The sequence below is a fragment of the Sphingobium sp. PNB genome, assembly GCF_019873065.1.
Taxonomy (GTDB): Bacteria; Pseudomonadota; Alphaproteobacteria; order Sphingomonadales; family Sphingomonadaceae; genus Sphingobium; species Sphingobium fuliginis.
On sequence record NZ_JAINEZ010000003.1, the window covers coordinates 72,587 to 95,219 of the forward strand.

Annotated in this window: 20 protein-coding genes and 1 riboswitch; all 20 genes read left to right on the forward strand. The window is 66.7% G+C overall.

Annotation, left to right across the window (positions count from 1 at the left end; genetic code table 11):
- Positions 1–55 precede the first annotated feature (55 nt).
- The 20 genes from K7W03_RS01925 (at position 56) to K7W03_RS02020 (ending at position 22,406) form a co-directional block, all read left to right on the forward strand.
- Positions 56–553, forward strand: coding sequence for a division/cell wall cluster transcriptional repressor MraZ (locus K7W03_RS01925; protein WP_025546944.1), 498 nt, complete (start codon positions 56–58; stop codon positions 551–553).
- Positions 550–1,530, forward strand: coding sequence for a 16S rRNA (cytosine(1402)-N(4))-methyltransferase RsmH (gene rsmH, locus K7W03_RS01930; RefSeq protein ID WP_222885402.1), 981 nt, complete (start codon positions 550–552; stop codon positions 1,528–1,530). Before K7W03_RS01925 ends, rsmH begins: the two co-directional genes overlap by 4 nt.
- On the forward strand, positions 1,527–2,180 hold the full coding sequence (locus tag K7W03_RS01935) for a hypothetical protein (protein ID WP_025550614.1): 654 nt from the start codon (positions 1,527–1,529) through the stop codon (positions 2,178–2,180). Before rsmH ends, K7W03_RS01935 begins: the two co-directional genes overlap by 4 nt.
- A complete protein-coding gene (locus tag K7W03_RS01940) occupies positions 2,181–3,881 on the forward strand; it encodes a peptidoglycan D,D-transpeptidase FtsI family protein (RefSeq protein ID WP_222885403.1) in 1,701 nt (566 codons plus the stop codon).
- Entirely contained in the window at positions 3,881–5,323 is a 1,443-nt protein-coding gene (locus K7W03_RS01945) for a UDP-N-acetylmuramoyl-L-alanyl-D-glutamate--2,6-diaminopimelate ligase (protein WP_044660137.1), read from the forward strand. The genes K7W03_RS01940 and K7W03_RS01945 overlap by 1 nt, the downstream gene beginning before the upstream one ends.
- Positions 5,320–6,696, forward strand: a complete 1,377-nt coding sequence (locus tag K7W03_RS01950) for a UDP-N-acetylmuramoyl-tripeptide--D-alanyl-D-alanine ligase (RefSeq protein WP_222885404.1) — start codon at positions 5,320–5,322, stop codon at positions 6,694–6,696. The genes K7W03_RS01945 and K7W03_RS01950 overlap by 4 nt, the downstream gene beginning before the upstream one ends.
- Positions 6,696–7,769: a phospho-N-acetylmuramoyl-pentapeptide-transferase gene (gene mraY, locus K7W03_RS01955; protein WP_025550622.1), complete on the forward strand. Its 1,074-nt coding sequence runs from the start codon at positions 6,696–6,698 to the stop codon at positions 7,767–7,769. Before K7W03_RS01950 ends, mraY begins: the two co-directional genes overlap by 1 nt.
- Before the next feature lie 5 nt (positions 7,770–7,774).
- Positions 7,775–9,100 carry a UDP-N-acetylmuramoyl-L-alanine--D-glutamate ligase gene (gene murD / locus K7W03_RS01960; RefSeq protein WP_222885445.1) on the forward strand — a complete coding sequence of 442 codons (1,326 nt, stop codon included), beginning with the start codon at positions 7,775–7,777 and terminating at the stop codon, positions 9,098–9,100.
- Positions 9,101–9,126: 26 nt separating this feature from the next.
- Positions 9,127–10,329 carry an FtsW/RodA/SpoVE family cell cycle protein gene (locus K7W03_RS01965; RefSeq protein ID WP_025550626.1) on the forward strand — a complete coding sequence of 401 codons (1,203 nt, stop codon included), beginning with the start codon at positions 9,127–9,129 and terminating at the stop codon, positions 10,327–10,329.
- Entirely contained in the window at positions 10,326–11,507 is a 1,182-nt protein-coding gene (murG, locus tag K7W03_RS01970; protein ID WP_025550628.1) for an undecaprenyldiphospho-muramoylpentapeptide beta-N-acetylglucosaminyltransferase, read from the forward strand. Before K7W03_RS01965 ends, murG begins: the two co-directional genes overlap by 4 nt.
- Positions 11,508–11,565: 58 nt before the next feature.
- Positions 11,566–12,987, forward strand: a complete 1,422-nt coding sequence (gene murC / locus K7W03_RS01975) for a UDP-N-acetylmuramate--L-alanine ligase (protein ID WP_025550629.1) — start codon at positions 11,566–11,568, stop codon at positions 12,985–12,987.
- Positions 12,987–13,184 carry a hypothetical protein gene (locus K7W03_RS01980; RefSeq protein WP_025550630.1) on the forward strand — a complete coding sequence of 66 codons (198 nt, stop codon included), beginning with the start codon at positions 12,987–12,989 and terminating at the stop codon, positions 13,182–13,184. The genes murC and K7W03_RS01980 overlap by 1 nt, the downstream gene beginning before the upstream one ends.
- Positions 13,185–13,195: 11 nt before the next feature.
- Complete coding sequence (gene murB, locus K7W03_RS01985) at positions 13,196–14,101, forward strand: UDP-N-acetylmuramate dehydrogenase (RefSeq protein ID WP_413469293.1); 906 nt, start codon at positions 13,196–13,198, stop codon at positions 14,099–14,101.
- Entirely contained in the window at positions 14,098–15,063 is a 966-nt protein-coding gene (locus K7W03_RS01990; RefSeq protein WP_222885406.1) for a D-alanine--D-alanine ligase, read from the forward strand. Before murB ends, K7W03_RS01990 begins: the two co-directional genes overlap by 4 nt.
- Positions 15,056–16,003 carry a cell division protein FtsQ/DivIB gene (locus K7W03_RS01995; protein ID WP_222885407.1) on the forward strand — a complete coding sequence of 316 codons (948 nt, stop codon included), beginning with the start codon at positions 15,056–15,058 and terminating at the stop codon, positions 16,001–16,003. Before K7W03_RS01990 ends, K7W03_RS01995 begins: the two co-directional genes overlap by 8 nt.
- A 6-nt stretch (positions 16,004–16,009) precedes the next feature.
- On the forward strand, positions 16,010–17,296 hold the full coding sequence (gene ftsA, locus K7W03_RS02000; RefSeq protein ID WP_025550635.1) for a cell division protein FtsA: 1,287 nt from the start codon (positions 16,010–16,012) through the stop codon (positions 17,294–17,296).
- Between the two features lie 110 nt (positions 17,297–17,406).
- Complete coding sequence (ftsZ, locus tag K7W03_RS02005) at positions 17,407–18,876, forward strand: cell division protein FtsZ (protein ID WP_140042427.1); 1,470 nt, start codon at positions 17,407–17,409, stop codon at positions 18,874–18,876.
- Positions 18,877–18,999: 123 nt separating this feature from the next.
- The gene (locus K7W03_RS02010) at positions 19,000–20,820 is read left to right on the forward strand and encodes a tetratricopeptide repeat protein (protein WP_319024282.1); all 1,821 of its coding nucleotides are present in this window, start codon (positions 19,000–19,002) and stop codon (positions 20,818–20,820) included.
- A gap of 69 nt (positions 20,821–20,889) precedes the next feature.
- Positions 20,890–22,047: a deoxyguanosinetriphosphate triphosphohydrolase gene (locus K7W03_RS02015; protein WP_025549577.1), complete on the forward strand. Its 1,158-nt coding sequence runs from the start codon at positions 20,890–20,892 to the stop codon at positions 22,045–22,047.
- Between the two features lie 68 nt (positions 22,048–22,115).
- Positions 22,116–22,406: a hypothetical protein gene (locus tag K7W03_RS02020; RefSeq protein WP_025549578.1), complete on the forward strand. Its 291-nt coding sequence runs from the start codon at positions 22,116–22,118 to the stop codon at positions 22,404–22,406.
- Between the two features lie 66 nt (positions 22,407–22,472).
- Positions 22,473–22,572: riboswitch (glycine riboswitch) on the forward strand.
- Positions 22,573–22,633 lie beyond the last annotated feature (61 nt).

Below are 22,633 nucleotides of genomic sequence, written 5' to 3' on the forward strand. Positions count from 1 at the left end.
CGAATCCGGCTGGCGATAGCCTGCGCCCCGGGAACAGAGGGGCAGCAGTCCAAAAGTGTCGGAAGTCATTCTCTATACGGGCAACGCATTCAGCGTCGCGGACGGCAAGGGCCGTTTCGTGCTGCCCCTGGAGATGCGCCGGCAGGTCAAGCTGTCCAGCGGCAATGAAACCCGGCTTTTTCTCTCGGTCCATGGCGGCAACCCCTGCGCCACTGGCTTTGGCGAATCGCACCGCCGCCACCTGTTCACCGAAGTCGAGGAACTGGCCCGCGAAGCGCGCGCCGCGGGGCGCGACTATGATGCCGATCTGGAACTGGAGCGCCGCCTCGGCACGATCGAGGAGGTCAATTTCGATGACGGCGGCCGCTTCGCCATGCATCCCGACATCAAGGAGGAATATGGCATCGCCGACGCCGTCTTCTTCTACGGCGTGGGTCGCTACATCCAGATCTGGAAGCCGGAAACGCTGGTCGACAGCAAGGACCGGCCGGAACTGATCCGCAACAAGGTTCGCCGCTGGCTGGACCAGCGGACGGCGGGAGGGGCCAGGTGAGCGCTTCCGCCGATCATGCCAAGGACCCCGAGCGCCATATTCCGGTGCTCATCGACGAAGTGCTCGACGCCCTCGCCATCAACCCCGGCGAGGTCCATGTCGACGGCACGTTCGGCGCGGGCGGCTATTCGGGCGCCATGGCGGACAAGGGGGCGAGGGTCTTCGCCTTCGACCGCGACCCCGACGCGATTCGCGAAGGGCAGGCGCTGGCCGACGCAAAGGGCATCACCCTGATCGCGGGCGAATTTTCGCGGATGGAGCAACTGCTGGCGGACCGGGGCGTGACATCGGTTTCCGGCGTCACGCTGGACATCGGCGTTTCGTCCATGCAGCTCGACCGGCCGGAGCGGGGCTTTTCCTTTCAGGGCGACGGGCCGCTCGACATGACGATGAGCCGGAGCGGGATGAGCGCCGCCGATTTCCTGAACAATGCCCCTGAGCAGGAGATTGCCGACATCCTCTATCGCTATGGCGAGGAGCCCCGCTCGCGCCGCGTGGCGAAGGCGATCGTCGAGGCGCGGCCGCTGGAGCGTACCGGGCAGCTTGCCGGCGTCGTGCGCAAGGCGCTTGGCCACAAGCCGCATGACAAGAAGGACCCCGCGACCCGCACCTTCCAGGCGATCCGCATCCATGTGAATCGCGAGCTGGAAGAACTGGAGCGGGGGCTGGAAGCGGCCGAGGCGATGCTGGAGGAAGGCGGCCGGCTGGCGGTCGTCACCTTCCACAGCCTGGAAGACCGCATCGTCAAGCAGTTCCTGCGCAACCGCAGCGGCAGCGAGGCGAGCGGATCGCGCCATTTGCCCCAGCTCCAGTCCGGTCCCGTGCCGACTTTCGAAAGGCCAGCCAAGGCGGTGCGGCCCGGCATGGCGGAACTGGCGCGCAACCCCCGCTCCCGATCCGCCACGCTGCGCAGCGCCGTTCGCACGTCCGCCCCTGTTTCCCCCCGCCGAACCCAAGACAGGAAACCCCGCTCATGATCGCGGTCAAGAGATTGCAGAGCCTGATCTGGATCCTTCTGGTCGCGCTGGGGGCGCTGGGCGCTTATCTGGTGTCGCTCAAGGTCGCGACCGAGCGTAATGAGTTGATGAAGGTGCGGGCGCAGATCGCGCGGGCGAAGGCCGACATCCGCTATCTGGAGACCGAGTTCAGCGCGCGGGCGAACATGCGGCAGCTTGAGCGCTGGAACCAGGACGACTTCATGTATGCGACGCCCACCGCCCAGCAATATCTGGCGGGCGAGCGGGCGCTGGCGCATCTCGACGGGGTGCAGCCCAATGGGCCCGATTATGTCGCGCCGCCGGTGATGGTGGCGATGGTGCAGACGCCCGCCGATCTGCCGTCGGCGCCGCAGGCCGCGCCCGCCAGCCCCGCGCCGACCCAGATCCGCAGCGACATCGCCGTGATCCGGGAGGCGCATGCGGCGGACAATGTCGACAAGATCGCCAAGGCGCCGCCCGTCAAGACGCCCAAGGAAAAGGCGAAGGAGGACGCCGATACGACGAAGCCCAACCCCGTCGCCCGCCGCGCGGAGCGGATGGCGATGCTGGACGCGAAGCTGCTCGACGACAGCACGCTGGGGGACATCAGCGCCAAGGCGAAGCGCGAGCGCGCCAAGGGGGATCGCTAGATGGCGACGATCATCGTTCAGCCGGGCGGCGCGAGAGCGGGCAAGCAGCGCGTCGACCTGACGGCGATCGCGCATAACCGGCTGATGTTGCTGCTGATCCTGTTCATGGCGATCACGGCGGTATTGATCCTGCGCCTGACCTGGGTGGGGGTCTTCGCCGGCAACGGGCGGGGCGGCGACGCGATGGGCGGCCTTCCTGCGCGGGCCGACATTGTCGACCGCAACGGCGTGCCGCTGGCGCGCACCATGGATGCCTATTCGATTGCGGTGCGGCCTTCGCGACTGATCGGCGACCCGTCTGAACTGGCGCGCAAGCTGCATGAGATATTCCCCGACGAACCGGAAGCCGCCTTCCACAAGAAGTTGACCGGGCGCGGCTGGGCCTATCTGCGCCGTCGCGCGTTGCCGGAAGAGGTGGCGGCCGTGAACGCCCTGGGCGAGATCGGCATCGAATTCCCGCGCGAGAAGGAGCGGCTCTATCCGCAGCGCACCTTGGCGGCGCATGTGATGGGCTTTGCGCCCAATACGGACGGCAAGGGCGGCATGGGCGTGGAAGCGGCGTTCAACGACCGGCTGACCGATGCGGCGCTGCGCGGCCAGCCCTTCGCCATGTCCATCGACAGCCGCGTGCAGGGCGCGCTGGAAAGCGAGCTGTACGCGCAGCTCGTCCAGACCCGCGCAAAGGGGGCGGGCGGCGTGATACTGGACGCCAATACCGGCGAGGTGATCGCCATGGCGTCTATCCCCGTGTTCGATCCCAACAAGCTGCAAAATTATGCGGGCAAGAGTTGCAGCGAATCGCCGCTCTGCAATCATATGGTGCAGGCGCGCTATGAACTGGGATCGGCGTTCAAGCCGCTGTCCATTGCCGCGGCGATGGATCGCGGCGTCGTCACTTCCATGGCGAAGACCTATGACGCGACGGCGCCGCTCGCCATTGCGGGCTTCCGGATCAAGGACGACCATCCGCTCGGCCGCTGGATCAACGTGCCGGAAATCCTGGTGCACAGTTCCAACATCGGTACTGCGCGGATCGCCGACCAGATGGGCGCGGAGCCTTTGCAGCATCTTTTCCGGGAGTTGCACTTCGATCAGCGCGCGCCGATCGAGCTCAACGAACGGGCAGGCACGCTCTGGCCGGCCAATTGGGGGCGCATCACGACGCTGACCGTTTCCTATGGCCATGGCATCGCCGTAACGCCTTTGCATCTCGCTTCGGCTTATGCGGCGTTGGTGAATGGGGGACTGTGGCGGCCCGCTACCCTGCGCAAATTGAAGGCGGACGAGGTGCCGGAGGGCCGCCGCGTCTTCTCCGCCGCGACCAGCGCGCGCATGCGCCAACTGTTGCGCATGATCGTGGCGGCGGGTACAGGTCGCAGCGCCGACGCCAAGGGATACCGGGTGGGCGGCAAGACGGGTTCCGCCGAAAAGCCCCAAGAGGGCCGGTATAACAAGACTTCGCTGGTGACGACTTTCGCTTCTGCCTTTCCCATGGACAATCCGCGCTATGTGGTCCTCGTCACTATGGACGAGGCGACGGGTCAATATGGCCTGCGCACGGCCGCCTGGACGGCGGCGCCGGTCGTGAAGCGGGTGGTGGAACGCACCGGGCCGATGCTGGGCGTGCTGCCCGACGAGCGGCGCGACGTCGACATTTCCGACCTCATGCCGCTGCTGCACGGCGACAAGGAGAAAGAATAATGCGCCTCGGGTCGCTTATCGAGGGGCTGGATGCGAAGCTCGATACAGGCGCGTCGCTGGACCTGCCGGTATCGGGCTTCGCGATCGATAACCGGAAGGTCGCGCCGGGCACGGTGTTCGGGGCCTTCCAGGGAGCGCGGGTCAATGGCGAGGACTTCATTCCCGCCGCCGTGCAGGCAGGGGCGGTGGCGGTCGTCGCCCGGCCGGAGGCGCGGGTGGACGGCGCGATCCATATCGCGTCGGACAACCCCCGCCGCCTGTTCGCGCAGCTCGCCGCACGCTATTTCGCGCCGTTTCCGGAGGTGACCGTTGCCGTCACCGGGACCAACGGCAAGACCTCCACCGTCGAACTGACCCGGCAGCTCTGGCGGATGCTGGGGCATAAATCCGCCTCCATCGGCACCCTGGGCGTGACCACCTCCGTGGATCAGGTTTCCACCGGGCTCACCACGCCGGACATCGTGACCTTCCTCGCCAACATGTCGGGCCTGAAGCGCGAGGGCATCACCCATGCCGCGTTCGAGGCGTCGAGCCACGGGCTGGCGCAATATCGCACTGAAGGACTGCCCGTGTCCGCAGCCGCCTTCACCAACCTGTCGCGGGATCATCTCGATTATCATGGCGACATGGACAGCTATTTCGATGCCAAGATGCGGCTGTTCGACGAGGTGGTCGAGCCGCAGGGCGCGGCGGTCGTCTGGGCCGATGACGCATGGTCGGAAAAGGTTATCCAGCGGGCTACGAAGCGGGGGCTTCGTGTGCTGAGCGTCGGGGTGCAGGGGCAGGCATTGCGCCTTGCCAACCGCACCCCGACCCAGTTGGGCCAGACGCTGGACGTCGAGGTTGAAGGCAAAAGCCACAAGGTCAACCTGCCGCTGATCGGCGCCTATCAGGCGGCCAATGCGCTCACCGCCGCCGGTCTGGTGATTGCCGGCGGCGAGGATGCGGGCAAGGTGCTGGAACTGCTGGGCCGGGTGCAGCCCGTGCGCGGGCGGCTGGAGCGGGCCGTCATCACCAGGACGGGCGCGCCGGTCTATGTCGACTATGCCCATACGCCCGACGGGTTGCGTGCCGCCATCGAGGCGCTGCGGCCGCATACGCGGGGTCGGCTGATCGCGCTGTTCGGCGCGGGCGGGGATCGCGACGCGGGCAAGCGGCCGCAAATGGGCAAGGTGGCGGCGGACCTTGCCGACCATGTGATCGTCACCGACGACAATCCGCGTTCGGAGGAGCCCTCCGCCATCCGCGCCGCCGTCATGGCGGGCGCGCCGGGCGCGGAGGAGATTGGCGGTCGCCGCGCCGCCATCGCCGCCGCCATCGCTCAGGCAGGCGCGGACGACATTGTCCTCCTGGCAGGCAAGGGGCATGAGCAGGGCCAGATCATCGGGGACCGGGTGCTGCCCTTCGACGATGTGACCGTGGCGCGGGAATGCGCCGGATGAGCGCACTCTGGACCTCCGAAGAGATTGCGCAGGCCACGGGGGGCGTCGCTTCGGCGCCCTTCGCCGTTTCTGGCGTGGCGTTCGACAGCCGCGAAGTGACGGGCGGCGACCTGTTCGTCGCGATGAAGGGCGAGGCCACGGATGGCCATCGCTTCGTCGACAAGGCGTTCGGTCAGGGCGCGGCGGGCGCCATCGTCAGCCAGCCGATCGCGCAGCCGCATGTGCTGGTGCCCGACAGCGCGGCGGCGCTGGAGGATATTGGTCGCGCCTCCCGCGCGCGGATGCGGGGCAAGGTGGTCGGCGTCACCGGATCGGTGGGCAAGACCGGCACCAAGGAGGCGCTGTTCCATGCGCTCGACCGTACCTGTCCGGGGGAGGTCCACCGCTCCGTCAAGAGCTACAACAATCATGTCGGCGTGCCGCTGAGCCTGTCGCGCATGCCGCGCCAATCCGCCTTTGGCGTGTTCGAAATGGGCATGAACCATGCCGGCGAACTGGCGGCGCTGACCCGGCAGGTACGGCCGCATGTCGCCATCGTCACCGCCATCGCGCCGGCCCATATCGAATTTTTCGGCACCGAGGAGAAGATCGCGGAGGCCAAGGCCGAGATTTTCGAAGGGCTGGAGCCGGGCGGCACGGCGGTCATCCCCTATGACAGCCCGCATGTCGCGACCCTTTATGCCAAGGCGGAGAAGCATGCGGCACGAATCCTGACCTTCGGCTTCGATCCGGAGGCCGATGTCCGCGCCCGCGAAACCGTGCCTGCGGTGGGCGGCGGCACGCTGGTCACGGCGGCGCTGCCGGGCGTCGAACTGTGCTTCACCGTGGGGGCTCCGGGCGAACATTGGGTTTCCAACGCTCTGGCGGTGCTGGCGACGGTGGAGGCGCTGGGCGGCGATCTGGCGGCGGCGGGACTGGCGCTGGCGGAAATGCCGGGTCTTCCGGGTCGGGGTCAGCGGAGCATCCTGCCTGTCGAGGGCGGCGAGGCGTTGCTGATCGACGAAAGCTATAACGCCAATCCGTTGAGCATGACGGCGACGCTCAGGCAATTGGGCCGGGAGCAGGCGGAGCGCCGCATTGCCGTGCTGGGCGGGATGCGCGAACTGGGCGACCGCAGCCGCGAATTGCATGCCGGGCTGGTCGAACCGCTGACGGCGGGCCAAGTGGATTATGCGGTGCTGGTGGGCGAGGAGATGGAGCCGCTGGCGCAAGCGCTGGGCGGCATCATCGCCTTCGACCATGTATCCGACGCAGCCAGCGCCACCGACCTCATTCGACATGAAATACGCGCGGGCGATGCGGTCCTGGTGAAGGGATCGAACGGCATCGGCCTCTCGCGCCTTGTCGCCGCGCTACAGGAAGCAAAGAACTGATGCTCTACTGGCTTGCCCAGACCATGGATTTCGCGGGTGTGTTCAACCTCATCCGCTATTTGAGCTTCCGGGCGGGCGCGGCGATCGCGACCGCGCTCATCATCGGCCTGCTGATCGGGCCGCGCTTCATCGGATGGCTGCGCGTGCGGCAGGGCAAGGGGCAGCCGATCCGTGACGACGGCCCGCAGACGCACCTCGCCAAGCGCGGCACGCCGACCATGGGCGGCCTCATGATCCTGACGTCCATGGTGTCGTCGGTGCTGCTGTGGATGGACCTTTCCTCCATCTATGTCTGGGCCTGCCTATTCGTGACGCTGGGTTTCGGCGCCATCGGTTTCCTCGACGATTATGACAAGGTGACGAAAGCCAGCCACAAGGGGCTTTCGGGCAAGATGCGCCTGGCCTTCGAGTTCCTGATCGCCGGTTTCGCGGCGTGGCTGATCGTCAGCCAGCATGGCAATACCGCGCTGTACGTGCCCTTCTACAACGGTCCGGCGATCGAACTGGGGCCGTTCTATTTCCTCTTCGCGGCCTTCGTGATCGTGGCGTTCGGCAATGCGGTGAACCTGACCGACGGTCTGGATGGGCTTGCGACGATGCCGGTCATCATCGCCTGCATGGCGTTCATGGCCATCGTCTATCTGGTCGGGCGCGCCGACTTTGCGGGCTATCTTGGCATTCCGCATGTGCCGGGGGCGGGCAACCTCACCATATTGTGCGGCGCGATCATCGGGGCGGGCCTCGCCTTCCTCTGGTTCAACGCGCCGCCCGCCGCCGTCTTCATGGGCGACACCGGCAGCCTGGCGCTCGGCGGCACGATCGGCGTGATCGCCGTCACCGCGCATCATGAGATCGTGCTGGGCGTGATCGGCGGGCTGTTCGTGGTGGAGGCGATGTCCGTCATCATCCAGGTCTTCTTCTACAAGCGCACCGGCAAGCGCGTGTTCAAGATGGCGCCGATCCACCATCATTTCGAACAATTGGGCTGGGCCGAGCCGACCGTCGTGATCCGCTTCTGGATCATTTCCTTCGTGCTGGCGCTGGCCGGCCTCGCCACGCTGAAGCTGCGGTGAGCGCCATGGGGATCGTTTCCGACGTCTTTGCAGGCAGGAAATATGCGGTGCTGGGGCTGGCGCGGTCCGGCCTCGCCACGGTCGAGTGCCTGGCGGCGAGCGGGGCTGAGGTCGTGGCATGGGACAGCCGGGACGAGGCGCGCGCCGCCGTTATGGGCAAGGCGGAGTTGGCCGATCCCACCGAAATCGACCTCAAGGGCTTTGACGGCGTGGTGGTGTCGCCCGGCGTGCCGCTCAACAAGCATCCCATCGCCATGCATGCGAAGCTCGCGGGGGTGCCGGTCATTGGCGACATAGAGCTGTTCGCGCTCGCCCGGCCCAGCCTGCCCAAGCATCGGGTGGTGGGGCTCACCGGAACCAACGGCAAGTCCACCACGACCGCTCTGGTCCATCATATCGTCGAGACGGCGGGCATTCCCACGCGGATGGGCGGCAATATCGGGCTGCCGATCCTGGGACAGGACCCGTTGCCGGAGGGCGGCGTCTATGTGCTGGAGCTGTCGAGCTACCAGATCGACCTGACGGGCAGCCTGGATTGCGATGTGGCGGTGCTGCTCAACATCACGCCGGATCATCTCGACCGTTATAATGGCTTTGAAGGCTATGTAGCCTCCAAGGCGCGGCTGTTCGCGATGCAGTCAGCCGGGCATGTTGCGGTAATCGCGACGGAAGATGAGCCGAGCCGGGGGATATTCCATTCCATCCGTCATTCCCGGCAAGGCGGGAATGGCGGGGTTGTGAAGGTGCGATCGGGCGACATCGATCCCTCCGCTCAGGCCGGCTGGCCCGCATTGCAAGGCCCGCATAACGCCCAGAACGCCGCCGTCGCCATCGCGGTCGCCCGCGCGCTGGGCATCGGCGAAGCGACAATCGAACAGGGCCTGCAAAGCTATGCCAGCCTACCCCACCGGATGCAGCGGGTGCGGGAACTGAACGGCGTCCTCTACGTCAACGACAGCAAGGCGACCAACGCCGCCTCGACCGCGCCGGCGCTGGCCGCCTATCCGCCGGTCGATGGCCGCAGGCGGCTGCACTGGATCGTCGGCGGCCTGGCCAAGACCGACAATCTGGACGAGTGCGCGCCCTGGTTCGCCAATGTGGCCCAGGCCTATACCATCGGCGAAGCGGGCCCCATGTTCGCTGAGCTGTTGCGCCCGCATATGGCGGTGGACGATTCGGAAATGCTATCGGCCGCCGTTCGCCGCGCTGCGCGGGTGGCGCAGCCGGGTGACGTGGTGCTGCTGTCGCCAGCCTGCGCGAGTTTCGACCAGTTCCGCGATTTCGAGGCGAGGGGCGATGCCTTCGCCGCTGCCGTCGCCGCGCTGGAATAAAGGGAATCGGAGGAGCTTTGGGGGGCATGTCGAGGGCAGGCGATCTTGTAAAGGAGTTCAGGAACCGCACCGTCCCGCGTGAGCGTACGGCGCTGGCCATCTGGTTCTGGGAAATCGACCGCGTGCTGCTGTCGCTGATCGTCGCGCTGATGGCGATCGGGCTGGTCGCCGTGGCGGCGGCCTCCCCGGTGGCGGCGATCGACCGGTCGACCAGTACGGTTTCGGTGACGCCGCTCATCTATTTCTACCGCCAGTTAATGTGGGTGTTCATCGGCCTGCCGATCATGCTGGTGATCTCCATGCTGCCCCGGACGCAGGCGCGCCGGCTGGCCTTTATCCTGTGCATCGTCTTTGCCGTGGCGCTGCTGCTGGTGCCGGTGCTGGGTTCCGTGGTGAACGGCGCCAAGCGCTGGATCGACCTGCCGGGTTTCCGGTTCCAGCCGTCGGAATTCCTCAAGCCCGTCTATGTCGTCACCATGGCCTGGTTGCTGTCGCTGCGCGGCAAGGACATGACGCTGCCCGTGATCCCGCTGACCGGCGTGCTGACGCTGCTGATCGCGGCGATCCTGATGAAGCAGCCGGACTTCGGCCAGACGGTGATCTTCCTCGCCTGCTGGGGCGGCCTGCTGCTGCTGTCGGGCGTGTCCATGCGCTTCATCGGCGGGATGGCGGGCGCGGGGCTTGGCGGGCTGGTGCTGATGTACATGTTCTATGAGAACGGACGTCAGCGCATCAACGACTTCCTGGGCATCGGCGTCGCGCAGGATGTCGGGCCGGACCAGACCGAACTGGCCTTCCGCACCATCACCCATGGCGGCTTCCTGGGCGTCGGGCCGGGCGGCGGGCAGAACAAGTTCCGCCTGCCCGAAGCGCATACCGACTATATCTTCTCGGTCATCGGGGAAGAGTTCGGCCTGCTCGCCTGCATCGGCATCGCCTGCGTCTATCTGGCGATCGTCGTGCGGGTGTTCCTGCGCATGCTGGACGAGGACGATAATTTCACCATTCTCGCGGCGGCGGGCCTCACCACCCAGTTCGGGCTTCAGGCGATCATCAACATGGGCGTCAATGCCCAGATATTTCCGTCCAAGGGCATGACGCTGCCCTTTATCAGCTATGGCGGCTCCTCTATGCTGGCGCTTTGTATCGGCGTCGGCCTGTTGCTCGCATTCACGCGGCGCAACCCCTTCATGGGTCGGCACACGGTCGTCAAATGGAGTGGTCGATGAGCATTTCCCGACACTTCGTCCTCGCCGCCGGCGGGACGGGTGGTCATATGATTCCGGCGCATGCCGTTGCTGAAGAGCTGATGCTGCGCGGCCATCATGTCGCGCTGGTGACGGATGAGCGCGGCGCCAAGATACCTGGCATTTTCGACAAGGCCCCTGACAACCGGGCACAGGTCCATGTCATGCCCGCCGGGCGGATGACCCGGAATCCCAGGAGCTGGCCGGGCGCGTTGAAGGCGATTTTGGCGGGCCGGGCGATGGCGCGGCGTCTGAACGAGACGTTCCGCCCGACGGCCGTTGTGGGTTTTGGCGGCTATCCGGCCATGCCCGCGTTGCTGGGCGCGCTGGCCGATGGCATTCCGACGGCCATTCACGAACAGAATGCCGTGCTTGGCCGGGTGAACCGCTATCTGGCGGGACGGGTGGATGCCATCGCGACCGCCTATCCGGATGTCGAGCGGCTCAAGGACAGATATGCCGGCAAGGTCCACCTCGTCGGCAATCCGGTGCGCGAGGAGGTGAAGCAGCTTCGCGAGGAGGATTTTCCCGCGCTGACCGACGAGAGCGTGTTCCGTGTGCTGGTCATCGGCGGCAGCCAGGGGGCGACGATCCTTTCCAGCGTCGTGCCCGATGGCCTGGGCATGCTGCCGCTCAGCCTGCGCCGGCGCCTGCAGGTGACGCAGCAATGCCGGGCGGAGGATATTGAGCGGGTGCGCCGGCTCTATGCCGATCTCGAAATCCCGGCGGACCTGGCGACCTATTTCAACGATGTCCCGGAAAAACTGGGCTGGTCGCACCTTGTCATCGCGCGGGCGGGCGCTTCGACGCTGGCGGAACTGACCTGTGCGGGGCGTCCGGCGATCCTGATACCGCTGCCGAGCGCGATGGACGACCACCAGACCGCCAATGCCCGCGAGATGACCGAGGCCGGCGGCGCCCGCACCATTCCGCAGGCGCGCTTCACGGCTGTGGAACTTGCCAAGCAGATGCAGAAGATGGCGCTGGAACCCGGCGCGCTCCAGAATGCGGCCAAGCGCGCCCGCGCCTGCGGTCGCCCGAATGCGGCCCGCGACATGGCGGATCTGCTGGAAAGCATTGGCCCGGCGCCCATCATCAATGACCCGCTGCGTGTCGGTCCGACGCCCACCAGCCTCAATTTGCAGGGTGTTCCTGCATGAAGAACGCCAAACCCTCCCCCCACGGCTCTCTCTATTCTGTCAGCAAGGAATCCCACGCATGAAGGGTGTCGGCACCGACATCGGCACGATCCATTTCATCGGCATCGGCGGCATCGGCATGTCCGGCATCGCTGAGGTGATGCATAATCTGGGCTACAGGGTTCAGGGCAGCGACGTCGCCGAAGGCTATGTGGTCGAGGGGCTGCGCAAGAAGGGCATCCCCGTGATGATCGGTCACAAGGCCGAAAATCTGGGCGATGCCGCCGTGGTCGTGACCTCCACCGCGATCAAGAAGGGCAATCCGGAGGTCGATCTGGCGCTGGAGCGCCGCGTCCCCGTCATCCGCCGGGCCGAAATGCTGGCGGAACTGATGCGCCTCAAATCGACCGTCGCCGTCGCGGGCACGCACGGCAAGACCACGACCACATCGATGGTCGCGGCGTTGCTGGATGCGGGCGGGGTGGACCCGACCGTCATCAATGGCGGCATCATCAACAGCTACGGCTCCAACGCCCGCCTCGGCAACAGCGAATGGATGGTGGTGGAAGCCGACGAGAGTGACGGCAGCTTCCTGCGCCTGGACGGCACGCTGGCGGTCGTCACCAATATCGATCCCGAGCATCTCGACCATTATGGCAGTTTCGACAAGGTGAAGGACGCATTCGTCGAATTCGTCGAGAATGTGCCTTTCTACGGCGCGGCGATGCTGTGCCTCGATCATCCGGAGGTGCAGGCGATCCTGCCGCGCGTGCAGGACCGGCGCATCGTCACCTATGGCTTCTCCGCCCAGGCCGATATTCGCGGCGAAAATGTGCAGCCGATTCCCGGCGGCAACCGCTTTGACGTGCAGATCCGGGAACGCGACGGTTCGCTCCGCCGGATCGAGGGTATCGAAATGCCGATGCCGGGCCGCCACAATGTGCTGAACGCCATGGCGGCGATCGGCGTGGCGTTGCAGATGGGCATCGATGACGCGACGATCCAGACCGGCTTCGCCAAGTTCGGCGGCGTCAAGCGACGCTTCACCAAGGTCGGGGAAATCGCGGTCGGTGGCGGCGCCGCGACGGTGATCGACGATTACGGCCACCACCCGGTCGAGATCAAGGCGGTGCTGGCTGCCGCCCGCGAAGGGGCGAAAGGCCGGGTCATCGCCGTGGTCCAACCGCATCGCTTCACCCGCCTGCGCGACCTGATGGACGAGTTCCAGCAGGCCTTCAACGATGCCGACATCGTCTATGCCGCCCCGGTCTATCCAGCCGGCGAGCAGCCGATCGAGGGCGTGGACAGCGCGGAACTGGTCGCAGGGCTGAAGCGCCGGGGCCATCGCAACGCCGCGACGGTCGAGGGCGCGGACGATCTTGCCCGCCTGATCGCCGCCGATGTGCAGGCGGATGACATGATCATCTGCCTTGGCGCGGGCGACATTACCAAATGGGCGGCGGGGTTGGCCTCCGCCGTTGCGGAGAGGGAAGCCGCCTGATGTTCGAACTGCTCAATGTCGGGCTGGAAATGCAGAAACGGATGATCGACATCCAGATGCAGGGCGTCGAAGCGGCGCAGCAGATGGTCGACGCCGCCCAGCGCAATGTGGATGCGGGCCTCGCCGCGACCCGCGCGGGCGAGGCGGGCATGAAGGCGATGAAGGGCTGGATGCGGCTTTGGGGGATGCGCGATTGACGCTGGCGGCAATGTCCCTTCCTCCGGTTCGCGGTTCGCTCAAGGCCGATGCGCCGTTGGCGCCGCTCGTCTGGTTCAAGGCGGGCGGCGTCGCGCAATGGCTGTTCGAGCCGAAGGACGCGGACGATCTTTCCGATTTCCTCACCCGGCTGGACCCGGCGATCCCGGTGATGGCGCTGGGGCTCGGTTCCAACCTGATCGTGCGGGACGGCGGCGTTCCGGGCGTTGTGGTGCGTCTTGGCAAGCCCCTTGCCAAGGTGGAGCAGGTCGATGCGACCAGCCTGCGCTGCGGGGGAGGGGCCTCGGGCATCCTCGTTTCATCGACTGCGCGGGATGCAGGGATCGCCGGGCTTGAATTCCTGCGCTCCATTCCGGGCACGGTCGGCGGCTTCGTGCGGATGAACGGGGGCGCCTATGGTCGTGAGACCTGCGATATTCTCGTGGAATGCGAGGTTGTACTGCGGTCCGGCGAGCGGGTGACATTGCCGGTCGATGCATTGGGCTACACTTACCGCCACAGCACTCTTCCCGACGGCGCTGTCGTGGTGAGCGCGGTTTTCCGGGGCTTTCCCGGCGAGCCCGCGGCCATCCAGGCGGAGATGGACCGCATCGCGACCGCCCGCGAGGAAAGCCAGCCGCTCCGCAGCAAGACCGGAGGGTCCACCTTCAAGAACCCGGCCGGTCACAAGGCCTGGCAGCTGGTGGATGAGGCCGGGTGCCGGGGGCTGCAACGGGGGGGCGCGCAGGTTTCGGAAAAGCACACCAATTTCCTCCTCAACCTGGGCGATGCGACCAGCGCGGATATAGAGGCGCTGGGCGAGGAGGTACGCCGCCGGGTGAAGGAAAAGAGCGGCATTGACCTCGAATGGGAAATTCAAAGGGTGGGCGTTCAGCTGGTTGAAGGAACAGATACATGACTCGTGGCCCCTGGCATGTTGCCGTCCTGATGGGGGGCTGGTCCGCCGAACGGCCCGTTTCGCTTTCGTCGGGCGAGGGCGTCGCCAAGGCGCTGGAATCGCGCGGCCACAGGGTTACGCGGATCGACATGGACCGCGACGTCGCGCTGCGCCTTGCGGAGGCCAGGCCGGATGTCGTGTTCAACGCCCTTCACGGCGTGCCCGGCGAGGATGGCACGGTGCAGGGCATGATGGACCTGATGGGCCTCACCTACACCCATTCCGGCCTCGCCACCTCGGTCATCGCGATCGACAAGCAGCTTACCAAGCAGGCGCTGGTGCCCCATGGCATCCCCATGCCCGGCGGTCATATCGTGCCCAGCGAAAGCCTGTTCGAGGGCGATCCCCTGCCGCGCCCCTATGTGGTGAAGCCGGTCAATGAGGGCAGTTCGGTCGGCGTCGCCATCGTGACCCGGGACGGCAATTATGGATCGCCCATCGGCCGGGATGTCGAGGGACCGTGGCTGCATTTCGAGGAATTGCTGGCCGAGCCCTATATTCGCGGCCGGGAACTCACGACCGCCGTGCTGGGCGACGAAGCGCTGCTCGTCACGGAATTGCGCCCGAAAAGCGGCTTCTACGATTTCGACGCCAAATATACCGACGGCATGACCGAGCATGTGTGTCCCGCCGATATTCCGCAGGAGATCAGCGAAGCCTGCAAGGCAATCGCGTTGCGCGCGCATCGGTTGCTGGGCTGCAAGGGGGCGTCGCGCGCCGATTTCCGTTGGGACGACGAACAGGGGATCGACGGGCTGTTCCTGCTGGAGGTGAACACCCAGCCGGGCATGACGCCGCTCAGTCTCGTGCCCGAACAGGCGGTCAGGCTGGGCATTGACTATGCCGAGCTGGTGGAGCGTATAGTCGAGGACGCGCTGAACGGCGCCCGAATTGCAGCCAATGGGGGGGCGAAGCATGGCTGAAGCACGCATCCGGCGTGGCGGAACGGCGCGGCTGACGCGAACGACCGGCGCGCGCGGCCGCAGCGGGGGGCGAGGGCGTTCGGTCAAGCAGCGGAGCTGGATCGACGGCCTGATCGACCAGCTGCCGGTGAGCGAGGAAGCGCTCCAGCGCATGGCGAGCTGGACCATCGTCGGCATCGTGCTGGCGGCGCTGGTCGGCATCGCCATGCTGATGGGCGTTCCCGCCATGGCCGGGCAGAAGGCGTCCGAACTTGCCGCCCAGGCCGGTTTCGAAGTCGAGAAGGTCGAAGTGCGCGGCGTCGAGCGGATGGACGAACTGCCCATCTACAATATCGCCCTGGGCCAGGTGAGCCGGTCCATGCTTTCGCTCGACCTGCCCAAGGTGCGGGCCGACATGCTGAAGCTCGGCTGGGTCAAGGATGCGCGCATTTCCCGCCGCCTGCCCGATACGCTGGTGGTAGACATCGTCGAACGCGATCCTGTCGCGGTGTGGCAGCATGATGGACAGCTTCACCTGATCGACGTGGCCGGCGTGGTGCTGCAATCGGTGTCCGCCGGGGCGATGCCGGACCTGCCGCTGGTGGTCGGTCCCAACGCCAATCTCCAGACCGCGGGCCTCAACAGGCTGATGGAAAATGCGCCCGCGCTCAAACCCATGCTGGCGGGCGCCACCTGGGTCGGGAACCGGCGCTGGGACCTGCGCTTTCAGTCGGGGGAGACGCTTTCCCTGCCGGAAGGCGACAAGCCGTCGGCCACGGCGCTGGTCAATTTCGCGCGGATGGACGGGGTGAACCGCCTGCTGGGCCGGGGCATCGTCAAGTTCGACATGCGCGATCCCGACCGTTTCGTGCTGCGCCTGCCGCAGGGCCAGGGAAGCGGTTCGTCCGGCGACAAGCCCGATGCGAGCGCCGAAGCGCCCGCCAAGGGCGAGGAAGGCTGAACCCCCATGGCTCAACCCAAGGTCGAGAAGTTCGTCACCGCGATCGACATCGGATCGTGGAAGGTGTCCGCGCTGATTGCGGGGCGCACCGAAAATGGCGAACTGGCGATCCTGGGCACCGGCCAGCGCGAAAGCCGGGGGGTGCGGCGCGGCTTCATCGCGGACATGGAGCGGACCGAACTCGCCGTCCGGGAAACCGTGGAACAGGCGGAACGCGTCGCGGGCACGAATATCGAGGATGTGTGGGTCAGCTTCTCCGGCGGCTCGTTGGTCAGCGATGTCGTCACGGTCGAGCGCGACATGGGCGGCTATCGCGTCGAACAGGCGGACATCGATGACCTTCTGACCACCGGCCAGCAGGGGATCGATCCGGACGGGCGCGTGGTTCTGCATGCCCAGCCGACCTGCTTCACCATCAACGGCCGCGTGCCGGTGAAGAAGCCGCTAGGCATGCATGCGGACCTGCTGGGCGTCGACATCCATGTCGTGCTGGCCGACGGGGCGCCGCTCGCCAATCTCGACCTCTGCGTGCGCGGCGCTTATCTGAACGTCAACTCCATCGTGGCTTCCCCCATTGCCACAGGCCTCGCCTGCCTGTCGGAAGAGGAGCGGGACCTGGGCGTGGCGCTGGTCGAACTGGGCGCCGGCGTCACCAATGTCTCGCTCTATGCAGGCGGCATGCTGGTCGGGCTGCACAGCATTCCGATCGGCGCGTCCGACATCACGGACGACATCGCCTCCGCCTTCGGCATCCGCCGCAGCCAGGCGGAGCGGATTAAATGCTTCTATGGGTCGGCCATGCAGAACCGCCGCGACTTCCGCGACATGATAGAGATCGCCGCGCCCCATGGCGACGTCGCCATTCCGGGGCAGAGCGCCGGCCCCAATGCCGATGGCGGCAAGATCACCCGCGCCGCTTTGGTGGCGGTGATCTGCGAGCGGTTGAACCAGATCATGGTGGAGGTGAATGCGGCGCTCGCCGGCATGGGCTTCAACACGCCTACCGGACGGCAGGTCGTGCTGACTGGCGGCGGCGCGGAAATGAAGGGCATTGCCGACTATGCCCAGGGCGCGCTGGGCCGCGCGGTGCGGATCGGACGGCCGCGCGGCCTGGCCGCCATGCCGGAGGCGCATAGCGGCCCGGCCTTCGCGACGCTGGCCGGACTTGCGCTTTACGGCGCTTCGAACCCGGTTGATCTTAGAACGATAGCGCCCGCTCCCCAGACCGTTCATCGTATCGGCGCGCCAGCATGGTGGCAGAGAATGGTGAAGGCGATGAAGACGAACTATTGAAATAAACACAGGTCAGACGAATTTTACTGGTGAAATACGCCATCATCTGTTGCATTAACCTTCGATGACAGTTTCGCTCACGTCACCGAAGCTGGAGGGAGCTAGAATTTATGAGCATTGAAATCAGCCCGCCGCATGTGGACGAGTTGAAGCCACGCATCGCGGTGATCGGCGTCGGCGGCGCGGGCGGCAACGCCATCGCGAACATGATCGCCGCCTCCGTCGAGGGCGTGGATTTCATCGTCGCCAATACCGACGCGCAGGCGCTGAATGCCTCGCCCGCGGAACGGCGCATCCAGCTTGGCCCGCAGATCACCGAAGGGCTGGGCGCCGGCTCTCGCCCGGAAATCGGCAAGGCCGCCGCTGAAGAGACCATCGCCTCGGTCGAGCAGGCGCTGGACGGCGCGCATATGTGCTTCATCGCCGCAGGCATGGGCGGCGGCACCGGCACCGGCGCCGCGCCGGTCATTGCCAAGGCCGCCCGCGACCGCGGCATCCTGACCGTCGGCGTGGTGACCAAGCCCTTCACCTTCGAGGGCAATCGCCGCATGAAGTCGGCGGAGGCGGGCATCGAGGAACTGCAGAAGCATGTCGATACCCTCATCGTCATCCCGAACCAGAATCTGTTCCTGATCGCCAACCCGAACACCACCTTCAAGGAAGCCTTCCAGATGGCGGACGAGGTGCTGCAGCAGGGCGTGCGCGGCATCACCGACCTGATGGTCATGCCGGGCCTCATCAACCTCGACTTCGCGGACGTCCGTTCCGTGATGGGCGAAATGGGCAAGGCGATGATGGGCACCGGCGAAGCCGAAGGCGACGGCCGCGCTCTGCAGGCTGCTGAAAAGGCCATCGCCAATCCGCTGCTGGACGGCGTGTCGATGCGTGGCGCCAAGGGCGTGATCGTCTCCATCGTGGGCGGCGACGACATGCGCCTGATGGAAGTGGACGAGGCCGCCAACCACATCCGCGAACTGGTCGATCCCGATGCGAACATCATCTGGGGTTCGGCCTTCAACGACAATCTGAACGGCAAGATCCGCGTATCGGTGGTCGCCACCGGCATCGACAGCGATGCGGGAGCCAATGCCGCGCCGCTGACCCAGCCGTTCAGCTTCGCCAGCCGTCCGGCCGTCGCGGTGCCGACCGCCGCCGCGCCCAAGCCCGCGCCGCAGCCTGCGCCGGCTCCGGTCGCGGCTCCTGCGCCCGCGCCGGAAGCCGAGCCTGAAACGCTGGAACTCGACGTGCCCGCCGCGCCGGCCCCGGCTCCGCTGACCCCGCCTGCCGCAGCGCCGGCGGCGGCGAAGCCTGCGCCTTTCAGTCCGCAGCGTCCTGCCGCAGTGTTTTCGGATGAAGACCCTTCGCAGGACGAGTTGCTGCTGGGTGAGGATGCGGCTGAAGAAGCGCCGGTTCAGCCCGCTCCGGCGCCGCAGGCCGCGCCGCGCGTCGCCACCGGTGGCACGCTGTTCGAGCGGATGGCGGGCCTGACCCGCGGCGCCGACAAGGGCGCCGCCGCCAGCGATGAGGGCGCGCCGACGCCCGACATTCCGCGTTTCCTGAACCGTCAGAGCAACCAGTAATCGGCTGCGGGGTTCGCCCCGGGGCATACTGACAAGCGCGCCATCGGCTGCCATGGGCAACCGGGCGCGCTTTTTCTTTCGACATATTCCCTTGTCCCGCCTCCATCCGCTAAAGGGCTGTCTGTGAGACGTTATGACATATGGATTCTCCGCGGACTGCTTCTAGCGGGCACCGCGCTGGCGCAACCGGTTCTGGCGCAGCCCGCCCAGGTGCAGGCGATGCGTCCTTCCAGCGCGGAAAACCTCAACAATCATCTGGCGCGGCTGGCGTCCAATCCGCGTGACGTGACGGCGCTGATCGGCGCGGGCGAGGCTGCGCTGGACATGGACGACGCGCGGGCGGCGGCGGGTTTCTTTGCCCGGGCCGACACGCTGGCGCCGAACAACGGCAAGGTGAAGGCGGGCCTTGGCCGCGTCATGCTGAAGAACCAGAACCCCGCCGAAGCGCTGCGCCTGTTCGATCAGGCGACGCGGCTGGGCTTTCCCGAAGCGACCCTGTTGTCCGACCGGGGCCTTGCCAAGGATATGACCGGCGATCAGGCGGGCGCGCAGCGCGACTATCAGGCGGCGCTCCAGCGGACACCGGACGATGTCGAACTCACGCACCGCTATGCCGCCTCGCTTGGTATTTCCGGCCAGGTCGATGCGGCGGAACGAGTGCTGAAACCGCTGCTCTACAAGAGCGACCGGGCGGCTTGGCGCTACCGGGCGTTCATCCTGGCGATGAACAACCGACAGGCCGACGCCAGGAAGATCGCGGAGCAGACCATGCCGTCGCAGCTTGCCACGGCAATCCTGCCCTATATGCAGAAAATGCCCTATCTGACCGCTGCCCAGAAGGCGGCGGCGGTGCATTTCGGGCATTTCCCGGCCAATGTCGGTTCGACCGTCGCCGCCATCACGCCCACGCCGCCCGCTTTCGCGTCCGCCACGCCTGCCGCACCGCCAGCCAGCCAACCCGCTGCCCGGACGCCGCCGCCGGCCCGATCCGCGCAGCAGGATCGTCGTTCGCGCGGCACCGAAACCGCCACGAGGCTTGCGCAGGCCGAAGCGCCGGCCCGTAACGCGCCAGCGCCAGGCCAGCCCGATCCCACCTCCACCATTCCACAGACCCAGACCCAGACGCCGCCTCCGCCGCAGCGCGCGCCGCAAGCTGCCGCCTCCGCCGCCGCTCCCGCCACCTCCAATGTGCAGGGCCCGCCGGCGCCCGGCTTCGAATCCGTCCCGGCGCAAAGCCCGGCGCCCGCCAGCCCGCCGCCGAGCCAGCTCAACGCGATCACGCTGGCGCAGGCATCGGCGCCCCCCACGTCCAGCCCGCCACAGGGCGGGGTGGACGCGCCGTCGGCTCAGCCGGCCGCTCCGCCACCAACCGCAACGCCTGCGCCGCAGCCGCAGATCGATCCGGCCGTCACCCATTCGCTGGCGGACATCATCCACGCCATCGATGTGCCGGAATCCGAACGCCAGTCGAGCGTCGTCGCGGTCGACCTGTCGGAGGTCGCCCGGATCCAGGCCGCCCGCCGCGCCGAGCGGGAGGCATCCGCCGCCGCTGCCACGGAAAAGGCGAAGAAGGCCGCCGCCGCCAAGGCGAAGGCCGAAGCGGATGCCAAGGCCAGGCAACTGGCTGAGGAAAAGAAGAAGGCGGCCGAGGAAAAGGCCCGCCTTGCCGCCAATCCCTCGCGCAACTGGCTTCAGGTCGGTACGGGTGCGAACAAGGGCGCACTGGCCTTCACCATGAAGGGATTGCGCAAGAAATATGACTCGCTCGAACCGCAGGACGCCTGGGTGGCGAGCTGGGGCCGCACCAATCGCCTGCTTGTCGGGCCGTTCAGCAGCTTCACGCGGGCCAGGGCGCTGGAGGACAAGCTGAAGGCGACGGGCGCGGACGTGTTCGCCTGGAAAAGCGATGCCGGGGAAGTGGTTGAGCGGCTTCCGGCGAAATAGGGCGATTTCCCATCGATCGGAACATCGAACGACTCGGCAATGGTCGAAAACGGCATTAAAGGGCGCGGCATGACGCTGCTTGCATCCTATGCCTCGCATCCCGGCCGGAGCCGGGGCCGCCTCCATGCCGAACCCGGCGGGGAGGTGCGGGGGCCCCGCGACATGTTCCAGCGGGACCGCGACCGCATCATCCACAGCATCGCCTTTCGCCGCCTGCGCCACAAGACGCAGGTGTTCGTGTCGCCCGACGGCGATCATTTCCGCGTCCGGCTGACCCACAGCCTGGAGGTGGCGCAGATCGGCCGCACGACGGCGCGGACACTGGGCCTCAACGAAGACCTTACCGAAGCGCTTTGCCTGGCGCACGACATCGGCCATCCGCCTTTCGGCCACGCAGGGGAGGATGCGCTGGAGGCGGCGCTCGACGCGCATGGCGGCTTCGACCATAATGCGCATACGCTGCGCACGCTGATGCTGCTGGAAAGTCCCTACCCGCTGTTCCGCGGCCTCAATCTGAGCTGGGAGATGCTGGAGGGGCTGGCCAAGCATAATGGCCCGGTCACGCGGCCCGGCTGGGCCATGCGGGAGGTGGATGCGCTGTTCCCGCTCGACCTTGCCAGCCATGCCTCGCTGGAGGCGCAGCTTGCGGCGATCGCGGACGACATCGCCTATGACAATCACGACATCGACGACGGGCTGCGCGCGGGCCTGCTGACGCTGGACCAGCTTCTGGGCGTGCCGCTGGTGAAAGGCTGCTGGGACCGGGTTCGCGCGCGCTATCCCGATGTGCCGGAGGATCGCCTGCTGCGCGAACTGGTGCGGGAACAGATCGGCGTGATGGCGAACGACCTGATCGCCGCCACCCGCGCCAACATCCTTGCGGCGGGCGTGGAGACCGCCGACGACGTTCGCCGGGCCGGACGCCCGCTGGTCGGCTTCTCGCCCGAACTCGCCGCGCAGGAGCGCGATCTCAAGCGGTTCATGTATGCGACGCTCTATCACCACCCATCGCAACTGGCGGCCGCCGACCGGGCGCGCGTGATCGTGACCGATCTGTTTCGCGCCTATCAGGCCGACCCGAAACTGATGCCGCAGGAGTGGCGCGACGATTGCGCGACGCTGGAACCCCGGCGCAGCCGCCATATAGCGGACTTCATCGCGGGCATGACCGACCGCTATGCCGAAAAGCGGCATGCCGAGATTTTCGGTGAACTGGCGCTGGCCTGAGCCATTGTCCGGAGATTCGCGACGGTCCGGCATTTCCTTTGCCCTGAAACCGCTCTACGCATCGGGTCATGGCCCTTCATCCGCAGATCGCCGCGCTCGCGGCCCAGCTTGAGGATCTTGCCGACCTGCTGCGCGCGCAGGGCGACCGGCTCTGGTCGGGGCGGATCGACCTGGTGCGACATCTGGTCGCGGACTCCAATTTCGCCGGCGTCGAACGCTTCCTGCGCCTGTTCGAAGGGGAGGAGGGGCTTGGCGCCCTGGTCCTGAACGACGCATCGGCCAACCGGCGGCTGATCGAACGGCGGCAGGCCGCGCGCATATTGGCCGAACGGCTGGCAAAAGAGGAAGGCGCCGATTGAGCGATTGACGGCGCGGCGCGTTTCACGCAATGCGGAACTGTCGCCGGTGCCGTGGATTCGGTCATCGGACTTGATGCGGGAGAGCATGGGAAGCCTTTCAGGCCGCCCCGTCGCCGAAGGAGCAACCGCCCCGGAATCTCTCAGGCCAAAGGACCGCATCATGGGCAGGCACTCTGGAAAGCGGACGGTTCGCGCCGTCCCACCGAAGGGGTAAGCCATCCGGTCGC